A 4,257-nucleotide genomic window follows, 5' to 3' on the forward strand; every position below is an offset into this window, starting at 1 on the left:
AAGATAAAGACCGCTGCCAAAGAGACTGCAAGGCAGCTTACACGGACAATAGATCCTCATGATCATGAGGAAGCACATGACGTTATTACATCCTTGGAGCTTCCGAGGGATGGGGTAAAAAAAACCAGAACCGCGTATAAAAATATTAAAAAATCAACAGACCGGATTAAACATGCCAACCATTATATAAAAAATCGCCGCTACCGTGTGCCAACTATCTCAGCACATCGCAAAATAAAGGGAAGCAATGCTACTAAGGGCAGTTCTAAAATCAGTGTCAACAAGATCAAGACATTAAGCAGCAAGTATGTACCCAAAGGGCGTTATTCATCGCTTGGCCTTAAAAATGGGATGAGAAAGGCTGCTTCTTCTGCCGCTTCCTACTTAAAGCTTGCTGCTCAACAGGCTGCTAAAAAATTTGTGGCGGCTATAGCAGCTAACCCCAAAGTTTGGATTGTAGGAGCGGCTGTGGCGGCAGGTATATTCTTCCTAATGATGCTGACAAACAGCATGGGGGGAACCACCACATCTTCAGCTGGTTCGTTTTTTATGACAGATGAAGATAATGCTCGAAAATACAAGGAGGTTGTGGAGAGGCTTAATAATGAATTTCAAGAAGAAATCAACCGGCTTCAAAATAGTGGTGGTTACGATAAGGTTCGAACAGACTATATGAATGAAGATGGTTTTGCCCATGCTAGTTGGGTTGAGATGTTCGCCATTCTTGCAGTTCAATTCGAACAAGATTTAGAGTTCACAGATAAACAAGAAAAATTTATGGAGGAAATTTACGAGAAATTCAATGTTATAGAAACAAGGACAGAGACTGAAAGAATAAGAAAATGTTCTACGGACAGCGATGGGAATAGAGACTGTGAAACGGAAATTAAAACAACACTTGTTATTGAGATTTACACCTATGATATGGAGGATATTTTCGAACAGATTGGTTTCAACGAAGAACAACAAGAATGGGCTAGGCGACTTGTTACCTCGGGAGCGATACAAGAGCAATTTCCGGATTTGGCCCAAGAATTACCTGGAGGGGGAACCGGACCGGGACCGGGGATTCCACCGCCTGAATTTACTGGTGATGTAAGCGAGGCGAGGAAAAAGCTGATTGAAACTGCTCTAACGCTGGAAGGTAAGGTCAAATATTTCTGGGGAGGGAAAAGCGGCCCCGGTTGGAACGATAAGTGGGGAACTCCGGTTAAAGTAACAGCGCCGGGAAGTAGGACGACCGGGACATATCAGCCTTACGGGATGGATTGCAGCGGCTTTATAGATTGGGCATTTAAAACAGCTGGCCTTGGCAACTCGTTTTCTGCTGGCGGTACCTCTTATCAATGGAGTAAAACCTATGCGATCAAGGAAAGCGAGTTAATACCCGGTGATTTGGTATTTAAGAACATACCGGGACAGGGCGGTGTGAATCATATTGGTATTTTCATCGGTAGAGACAGTAAGGGTAAACCTATCTATGTACATTGTCAGGGAGGGACGGGGGTCATTGTAAACAGTTATAAAGGCTTCAAGTACCCGAGAAGACCCTTATTATTTTCAGGAGAGTAGGTGAATATGTGCGAAAGCGTTTTGTCTCTAGTATAGCGATCGCTTCTGTTATCTTCTTTGCAGTATCCGCTGGTTCTTCCTTTGCAGCGGAAGCCACTAAAACGCCGCCGCCTTCTTCGAAGGCGGCAAGCCAAACCAATAAGGCGAATAAGGCTGATCAGAAGCCAGTTACAACCGGATCAACGAGTAAACCAACAAAACAGCCAGAAGCTGAATCTGCGGTAGGGAACATGCTTCAAATAAGCGCTGCTGTTCCTCCAGAATTCGATAAGACTATCCTTGTTAATTTCACATCTACTGACAATGAGAATGTTATGGCCCGACTGGATAAGTTGAACGGATATACGTATGAAGAAGACGTGAAGCCAGGGACTTACAAAGTTGATTTCATTAATGTTGTGGGGGAAAATGCCACGGACTATAACATTGATTCGTCCGAGAAAGTTATCGTCAAGAAAGGTGATACGGTTGAATTCAAAATACAGCTTTCTTTGAAACCCACGGCTAAGCCAAAAGAAGAGCTTTCTTCAAATGAGGAACCTACAGAGGCGAGCGTCGAAAGAATGCTTAACGGGACGGATTCGAGCGGGAATCAGAACGCTGTTACAGATCGCGGTGTTCAAAGCTCCGCAAACAGTGCTTTAAGTGAATCAGCTGCTGTTAAACCAACCGAAAAACCACAGCGGCAAAAATTCACCATACAACCCCAAACACTGAAAATCATTATTGGGATCACTATTATTGCTTTGTTGGCACTCATGGTATTTCTTTATAAACAGATTAGTTACAAGCATGATTACTATGATTGCTAAGGATTTTGTTAAGGAGGTTTTTTTGTGGAAGATAAATTGCTAAAGCTGATGGAGAAAGAAGAGGCTTTGAAAAAGAAAAAGGAGAAAATTGAGGAAGACTTACGGAAGGTAGCCAAACAGATCAAGGAAGTTGAACATCAACAGAAGGTAAGAAATATTGAGGACAGCATAGTGATTTTGAGTAGCCATGGCATTAATTTGAATGATGTAATCAAGGAAATCCAACAAGGGAAATTTGACCATTTAAAGAAAGCTTCTGCTGATGCTGGAGGGAATACATCCGGTGAGGCTGTGGGGCAAGGTTAAATCATTATATCTGAGGGCTGAATAATCGCTATTCAGCCCTTTATTTTGAAGGGAGTATTGTGATGGTGAAACGTAAAAAATGGTTGTTTGTCAGTCTTGGAGTAGTTGTACTGCTTATGATCGCTGGAGCAATGGTGGTGAACACAAGCACCTCAAGAGAAGGTGTCCTAAATAGAATCAGCGCGGCAATAGACAATAACGATACAGAATTGCTCATATCTGTAATGCCTGATGAAATACAAGGCTATCCAACAGTGGAGGATTCGGCTAAATACTTTTTGCAGACAGCAGCTGACAACAAGGAGCTGACAATGCAACTCTTGGATAAGGAAAATTCTGATGTAGCAAACAGCGTTAAAGAAATGCGTTTGAGTGGAGAGTTTCCATTCAGCATAGAAAAATCGGGGAAGAAACTGCTGTTTTTTGATAAATACGTGTTGTTGCCTAAAGAAACTTATGTGACCTTTAAAGACCTTAGCAATGATGTTACGTTGAAACTTAATGGCAAAGAAGTGAAGCGTGAGGACTTACAAAAACCATTACTAGCAGGAAGCTATGAAATTGAAGCTATCAAGTCATCTGCATGGACAAGCATCACTGATAAGAAATCAGTAACAGCTGGAGAAAAGCCGAGTAGGGAATTGTCATTTGACTTAACGGGGTATGTTCTGGATTTGTCTAAGGAACTAAAAGGAGCTGAAATTTTGTTTAAAGGTAAAGGGACAGGAATCCGTGTTGGCGACCCTAAATCAGCAGAGTTTGGGCCTATAGAGGAATCTGACGAGAAAGAGATACAGCTTGCAGCGCAATTTCCGTGGGGAGAAACGTTAAGCTCGCATTATGATAAATCATACTATACCCTTGGTAGCGGATCACACTTCTATTTTATTCCTGATATAGAATTCGCAAACGAGTTGTTCCTTGGTTTTGCAGAGGAATACGCTCAAGCAAGTGTAAAACAAAGTGTTGAGCCTTTCAAAAGTGCCACGGACAAATTCAAGGCTAAACAAGCAAATGCTTATCAGCCTTCAATGTTTGGTAACTACTCTTATAATTTAATTAAAACCTATTTCAATAAGGAAACACCCAAAATTGTAATCGACAAAGAGGGTAATCCGGTCATGCAGCTGGACGGAGTTATTCGATTGAATAGACTGAAAACCGATTATCTTAGGGAAAAGGAGTATGTTTATTCTCTTTCCCTAAAAGCTTTATATGATGAGGAAAAGCAGATATGGAGTATTGATGAGGCAAACTTAGGGTCTTTTGCAAGTATTCCTAATCAAAATGAAGAGGGTAAATACGTTATCACGACTGCAAAAAAATAGAATTGTACACATACACAAGAATGGCCACTCTCGATCAGCGTGGCCATTCTTGTTTTTTGTATACATTAAACGATTCCGGAAAGAGCCGGCAGCTCACATTTTGTATACAGATTATGCTCTGTTGCACATGCCAGGATAGATTTTGTACTTTTTATACTTCGTCAAATACCTCTTTCAATATGTTAAGTGCTTTTCTTTGCTCTTTCTCGCTTCTTTTTAATAGCAGTGCATGGATTTCC

At 41.4% G+C, this 4,257-nt stretch carries 4 protein-coding genes; all 4 read left to right on the forward strand.

The features are described from left to right. Positions 1–1,572: C40 family peptidase (locus C3B52_RS35140; RefSeq protein ID WP_103110959.1), on the forward strand; the 1,572-nt coding region annotated here is incomplete at its 5' end. A gap of 8 nt (positions 1,573–1,580) precedes the next feature. Further along, positions 1,581–2,384, forward strand: a complete 804-nt coding sequence (locus C3B52_RS35145) for a hypothetical protein (protein WP_047914420.1) — start codon at positions 1,581–1,583, stop codon at positions 2,382–2,384. Positions 2,385–2,408: 24 nt separating this feature from the next. Next, a complete protein-coding gene (locus C3B52_RS35150) occupies positions 2,409–2,690 on the forward strand; it encodes a hypothetical protein (protein ID WP_090728099.1) in 282 nt (93 codons plus the stop codon). Between the two features lie 62 nt (positions 2,691–2,752). Beyond that, entirely contained in the window at positions 2,753–4,018 is a 1,266-nt protein-coding gene (locus C3B52_RS35155) for a TcaA second domain-containing protein (RefSeq protein ID WP_047914422.1), read from the forward strand. Positions 4,019–4,257 lie beyond the last annotated feature (239 nt).

It is taken from the genome of Brevibacillus reuszeri (assembly GCF_002897295.1).
Classification (GTDB): domain Bacteria; phylum Bacillota; class Bacilli; order Brevibacillales; family Brevibacillaceae; genus Brevibacillus; species Brevibacillus reuszeri_A.

Coding starts and splice junctions, on each gene's coding strand:
- C3B52_RS35155 (WP_047914422.1), top strand. CDS start 2,753: ATGGTGAAACGTAAAAAATGGTTGTTTGTCAGTCTTGGAGTAGTTGTA.